The 6,232-nt window shown below is 43.9% G+C and carries 4 protein-coding genes; 3 read left to right on the top strand and 1 reads right to left on the bottom strand.

From position 1 onward, the window contains the following. Positions 1–1,317 precede the first annotated feature (1,317 nt). The 3 genes from MO867_RS19970 to MO867_RS19980 all read left to right on the top strand — a co-directional run bounded on the left by MO867_RS19970 (position 1,318) and on the right by MO867_RS19980 (position 4,817). On the top strand, positions 1,318–2,232 hold the full coding sequence (locus MO867_RS19970) for a zinc metalloprotease (protein WP_252472379.1): 915 nt from the start codon (positions 1,318–1,320) through the stop codon (positions 2,230–2,232). Between the two features lie 42 nt (positions 2,233–2,274). Next, on the top strand, positions 2,275–2,676 hold the full coding sequence (locus tag MO867_RS19975) for a hypothetical protein (protein ID WP_252472381.1): 402 nt from the start codon (positions 2,275–2,277) through the stop codon (positions 2,674–2,676). A gap of 194 nt (positions 2,677–2,870) precedes the next feature. After that, the gene (locus MO867_RS19980; RefSeq protein ID WP_252472383.1) at positions 2,871–4,817 is read left to right on the top strand and encodes an aconitate hydratase; all 1,947 of its coding nucleotides are present in this window, start codon (positions 2,871–2,873) and stop codon (positions 4,815–4,817) included. Positions 4,818–4,881: 64 nt separating this feature from the next. Here the strand turns inward: MO867_RS19980 and MO867_RS19985 are convergent, their stop codons facing one another. Beyond that, entirely contained in the window at positions 4,882–5,898 is a 1,017-nt protein-coding gene (locus MO867_RS19985; protein ID WP_252472385.1) for a patatin-like phospholipase family protein, read from the bottom strand. Positions 5,899–6,232 lie beyond the last annotated feature (334 nt).

Consider the following 6,232-nt stretch of genomic DNA (forward strand, 5'->3'; position numbering starts at 1 on the left):
CTATTTTAGGTCTATTCTGTTCGTTTTTACACCGATTTATATGGGACAGCCCTGGATGATCCGGGAAGTACCGGTGAACAGGTTAGGCCTCTTAGTATGTCCAAAAATAGATGGCAGGTTTTGATCGATACTCAAGTGTTTTTAGATGCTTTTCCTCGAGAGTATGGTCGAATTGATGGAAGTGGTTTGGACGCTCAGATAGCAATTCAATATATCAGATCGCTAGATAAGTTGGTTGGCTTGACAAAGACTGGTGAGGGTAGGGTTCATCTCTTTAATTATGCCGACAGGAAGCTGAAAGGAACAAGAAGCGGGGGTAACTTTGGATACCGCTTAAAAAAATCTTAGTGTTTATTAGCGGCTGAGCAGATAGTTGCAAATCGTTCGATCGGGTCATTCAGCACCGACTGGTATGGTTGTTGAGAAGGAAGGTGGACTTACTGAATACTGCTATCAATACAGTTAAACCGTTCGGATTGCTAAAGTTGAAGGTGATCTGATATGAGGTTACGGTTGATATCTTCCCACTTGTTGATAGATAGCGCTCATCTACACCAAAGAAATAACCTCCTTCAGTAAAAAAATAAATCACACATCCCGTCAAACGGAAATTTAATGGGGGCAATTGTTCGCCTGAATCAGGCTTCTGCAAAGTTATGTTATCTAAGAATTTCAGTTTGGTTCCCCTTCTTTCCTCCTGGGCCAAGTATCAACACTAACTATTAAATATATTTTGTTTGGTCTTCGGGGGGGAATCTTTATTAGATTCTTGGCGAAGAGTAAGTGCAGTTATCTGTGGCGCCCAACTAAAGGTACCCTTGAGTTTTAGGGTTGCAGGTTGAGCTGCATGGAGAGTTATTTAAAAATTATCATGTTCAAATATTATCGGCTGGCATTAGGTTTGATTGCGGTTTTTATATCCCCTTCGTAAAATTACTGCTTTATTGTGATCTCGTTATTTTTTGGTATTTTTTGCATTAATTCTATTTTGTCATTGATAATTCTTTGCGTAAAAATAACGGTTTGATTTTTTAGGGTTAATGTAAGTGCTAAGTGTTTATTGTTGGTGTGTTGTTTTTTTGAAAATAGATTTCACTTGTAACTACCTTAATTGGTGGTCATATTTTTTTCTGATTTTATTGGGGGCTATTCCATACAAGCCTCGCCTATTTTGTTGAAGTTTCCGCCTAAATAAAGAGTTTGCTGTCATTATCATCAATTTTAGAATTAGTACTATTGACAAAAGTTTATCTGAGCATGGAAGGTAAGCGGGCTCTTAGGGGTTTCCAATTTAATAATAAAATTAAGGATCAGGTAATGAGGAAGACTGCTTTCACGATTTCAATCAAAACTGCATTATCGCTGTGTTTATTAGCGTCGCCCGCTGTGGGGCTCGCACAAAGTGTGTCATCGATCGAGAATGCCAGTAGTAATACTCAGCTTAAGCGCTGTGGTACTAATCACCCCTCAATCAAGGAGGCTGTATTGAAAGAGCAGCATTTCTCTACGCTGCGAGGGAGTTCAGATATTAATAGTGAAAGCCACACACTACGTCCGGTTGGCTCTGTGAGTATCGATGTGTACTTTCATGTGATCACTGACAATTCTAACAATGGAGCCCTTTCCAATAGCGAAATTAATTCGCAAATGGCGGTATTAAATGACGCTTACGCAAGCACGCCATTTACTTTTAACCTGGTTTCCACGTCGGTGACAGCAAATAACACCTGGTACAATGTTGGCTATAATTCTTCCGCAGAACAGTCAATGAAGAATTCCCTGCGCGTTGGTGATGCAGGGGACCTGAATATTTATGTCGCTGAAATTAGTGATGGATTGCTCGGTTGGGCAACCTTCCCAAGCAGCTATTCCTCAGATCCATTAGATGATGGTGTAGTGATTTTAACCGGCTCAGTACCCGGAGGTGATGCCTCACCGTACAACGAAGGTGATACCTTGACTCATGAGGTTGGTCACTGGTTAGGGTTGTATCACACATTCCAAGGCGGTTGTTTTGGCAGGGGTGACTATGTATCTGATACTCCGGCAGAAAGATCGGCAGCCTATGGGTGCCCGGTAGGTCGGGATACCTGTACCAGGGGAAGGAATGCTGATGGAGAAGATCCGGTAACAAATTTTATGGATTACACTGACGATAACTGTATGTATGAATTCACGGAAGGTCAGGCTACACGCGCAGACGAGCAAAGTAGCACCTATCGCGGTTTGTAATAACTACTCGGGGGGATTTATCCCCCCGGTATAGTGTGATCTATGAAAAATATCCGATATTTAAGTCTCACAGGTATTCTGTTTTTAGTGGGCACAGCTGACCTTGCTGCCCAGCGGCTAGCCGTGCCTGAGTATGTCAGTTGCGACAGGAATAAGCTAACCTCCTGGCAGGGCGAAGTGACGAAGCTTGCACGAGTAGGCGACGGCATCGAGTTATGGATTGCCACTGATTATGGCACTAATGAAACGCTCAAGCTCTCTATGTCTAGCTGGAAAAAACTTCTTGGGCAATTTCGTCTTCGTGGAAAAGTTTTTCAATCTAACGACTGGATAAAGCTTGTTGACCCTAAAATAGGCTTTCGCCCTAAAGTATATGCTGTGATTTGGTTGTGTGAAGTTGAGGGTCATCCGCCTGTGATTAATTGGCAGCCTCCATATGATTAACAGTTCACCCTTAAAAAAATTAAATAGGCTTTGAATAGTGTGCTTTTCAGTCTTCGGGCTGGCATTAGGCCCAGGAATATCATCCAGACGCCTACCTAGGCCTGCGAGTACGACTGAGTACAGGTCGAACTATAATGATCATGGTCTAGTAGCGTCATAACTGGAGCTTACCAGTTCACGCAAGGGTATCCTTTATGTCTATGAACCTCTCGCAGAAACTGATTCAGAGCCATCTCGTGAGCGGCTCACTGGAGCCCGGTTGCCCAATAGAAATAAAAATTGATCAGACCCTGGCCCAGGATGGCACTGGCACTCTGGTAATGTTGGAGCTTGAGGCGCTTGGTTTGTCGAAAATCAAGACTGAGGTCTCCGCACAGTATGTAGACCATAACCTGCTACAAACAGATTTTAAAAATGCCGACGATCATTTATTCCTGCAAAGCGCTTGTCGCAAGTTTGGCCTTTGGTTTTCACGTCCCGGTAATGGTGTAAGTCACCCAGTCCATATGGCTTGCTTTGACATACCCGGAAAGACGTTACTTGGCGCCGATAGTCATACCTGTGCAGCGGGTTCTATGGGCATGCTGGCCATTGGTGCCGGTGGTCTGCAGGTGGCTATGGCCATAGCTGGTGTACCTTTCGCACTGAAAATGCCGAAAGTGCTGGGCATTAAACTCGAAGGTGGGTTGCCGCCATGGGTCAGTGCTAAGGATATTATCCTGGAAATGCTGCGCCGGCGGACTGTCAAGGGTTGTGTGAACAAGGTCGTTGAGTATTACGGCCCAGGTCTAGCCAATCTGACCGCGATGGATCGCCATGTGATCGCTAATATGGGGCAGGAGATGGGCACCACTGCAAGTGTTTTCCCCGCCGACAAGGCGGTCAGAGCTTTCCTCAAACAACAGCACCGGGAAAGCGACTTCGTAGAAATGAAAGCAGATGAGGGCGCGAGCTACGACGAACACGATACGATTAACTTATCAAACCTTGAGCCGCTAATCGCCTGCCCATCCAGTCCAGACAAGGTAGTTTCTGTACGTGAGGTGGTGGGCCGCCCGATTTATCAGAGCTATATAGGCTCTTCTGCTAACCCGGGGCTGCGGGATTTCACCATACCGGCACGTATAGTTTCTGGTCGCCGTATAGCCGACGATGTCTCTTTTGATATCAATCCTACCTCACGTCAGTTGCTCGAAGAACTTAGCCGGAGTGGTGATCTCACAAAGTTGCTTGAAGCGGGGGCTCGTCTACATCAAACTGGCTGTGGCGGCTGTATTGGCATGGGACAAGCCCCAGCTACTGGCCGTATCAGCTTACGAACTGTGCCGCGTAACTTTCCCGGTCGTTCCGGCACCGCGGAGGATAAAGTCTATTTATGTAGCCCTGAAACGGCCACTGCCAGTGCATTGAAAGGTGTAATCACCGATCCTCGTGACCTGGATATGGACTACCCGAGCTTTCAAGAACCGGAGTATCTACCCGATATAAGGCCGTTACTTCAGCCACCCCAAGAAATCTCGGTAACAGTTGAGCTGATTAAAGGCCCGAATATCAAACCTTTACCAAACTTTGATAAGCTGCCGAAGGTTTTAATCGGGCCATTATTACTGAAAACAGGTGATAATGTATCCACTGATGAAATACTGCCGGCTGGAGCCGAGATATTGCCATTGCGTTCAAATATCCCTGCTATCAGTCGTTATACCTTTTCCCGTATTGATGAAAGTTTTTATCAGCGCGCTATAAAATTGAGTGGAGACTGTTTTGTTGTTGGTGGCGAAAATTATGGGCAGGGTTCCAGTCGTGAACACGCAGCGGTTTCTTCACGCTTTCTTGGGGTAAGATGCATAATCGCAAAAAGTATGGCTCGTATTCACAGACGCAATCTCATTAACTTTGGTGTGCTACCTCTACTTTTTGAAAACCTTAATGACTATGATCGACTTGAGCAGGGTGCAATCTTGGAGATTGACGAGCCAATAGTGCAGTTGAAGTCCAGTAACTCTGTAAAACTGCTGATTAAGTCATCTGGAGAGAGCATTAAGCTGCGGTCTGATTTGTCGAAGGATGAATTCGAAGTGCTGGAAGTTGGTGGAATGATTAATCAGGTACGAGAAAAACATCTGAATACTGGAAAATAGCAGACCTCAATATATTTTTTATCTGTAATGGATCTCTGAAGCTGATTTTGCGTTATCTATAGTATTAATGATATCTATGACTACCTTTGTTATTTACTAATATCGTAGCAATTTCTTCTAGCTGATGGTCAAAATTCTCGGCATTTTTTTGTCCCGATTTCTTAAGTTTCCTCAGGTTTTCTGGTGAGGCATTATCCATTGCTGAATCGGCATTATAAAGTTTTGGCTGAATTCGATAGTACTTGGTATTTTCTGCAGTAGAGGAAATTTGTTTCAGGTAGTAATGCGTCATTTGAGCTCCGCCATTCACTGCGATATCGATGGCGGGCCTTGCCCAGTTAAAAATACCCCAATCTTTAACTTCTTTGTATTTGTAGCCTTTTAGTTGTTTTCCCGTGCCAAGGGATACAATAATCATGTCCTTAATCCCGCAGACACCATCAAACTTGATTGCCTCTGAATAGGCACATAAAGCTGGATCGCTGGCTACCATGCCGCCATCTATCAGGACATACTTTTTATTTTTCGGTGGCAGTGAATAGATGCGTGCTGGTTCAAAGTAAGTAGGTGCAGCGGTGCAGCCCCGAAGCAGATCTCTTACCAAAAAGTCCTCATTTCTCACGATTGCAGAGTGCTGCCTAAAAATAATTTGTTCGCGTATTTGGATGTCATACGAAACAAAACAGGAGGGTTTTAGTAAGTCGCTGAGTTTTATTTTGCCAAAGTACTTCTTTAAACTCCTTTCGAGTTCATTCGTAGTATATTTTTCGCTCCTTATTAATCTCAATTTTCCCAGGTAGGGCCAAGATCCCGAACCAAATACTGTTTGTCCATTCTTAAGGTAGAAGTTGACAGCTTGCTGGGCTGAAAATTTTGGCTTTCCTTGTTTGTTAGGACATATATATGCAGCACCTAATAATGCGCCGGTACTTGTTCCGGCAATTAGGTCGAAATACTCGCCTATCCTGGCGTCGGGGTTACCTGATTTCACTTTTAGTTTGTGCTCAAGGGATACCAGTATCTCACCAGGTAATATTCCCCGGATCCCTCCACCATCAATAGACAAGATCTTTATCGCCATTGTCGGCGCTCCTTGTGTCTAATTATTGAGTGCGATTCTAGAAACATAGCATTGAGGTTCTGGGGTGGTGTTATATATAGAAAAATTTTCCAATAATTGGCATGAATTCTCATAATATCAATAAGTTACGTTTGGAAACTTATAGAGCGGATATATCTGTGTCAAGGTAGTTGAATGAAGGGATTTTTAGAGGAAAAGGATAATACAAGGGCTGGGTGGGTAGGGGAGGTTATCGGAATATATGTAAACTTGTCATTAATATTCAGAGGCCTGAATATAGGAGGCTGTAATTTAAATTGTGTAACTGCTCATGCCCCCATACTCTATACCGGAG

The sequence above is a fragment of the Microbulbifer okhotskensis genome, from assembly GCF_023895975.1.
Classification (GTDB): Bacteria; Pseudomonadota; Gammaproteobacteria; order Pseudomonadales; family Cellvibrionaceae; genus Microbulbifer; species Microbulbifer okhotskensis.

Excerpts from the sequence above, each read along its gene's own strand:
- MO867_RS19970 (WP_252472379.1), top strand. The coding sequence starts at position 1,318 with ATGAGGAAGACTGCTTTCACGATTTCAATCAAAACTGCATTATCGCTG.
- MO867_RS19975 (WP_252472381.1), top strand. The coding sequence starts at position 2,275 with ATGAAAAATATCCGATATTTAAGTCTCACAGGTATTCTGTTTTTAGTG.
- MO867_RS19980 (WP_252472383.1), top strand. The coding sequence starts at position 2,871 with ATGTCTATGAACCTCTCGCAGAAACTGATTCAGAGCCATCTCGTGAGC.
- MO867_RS19985 (WP_252472385.1), bottom strand. The coding sequence starts at position 5,898 with ATGGCGATAAAGATCTTGTCTATTGATGGTGGAGGGATCCGGGGAATA.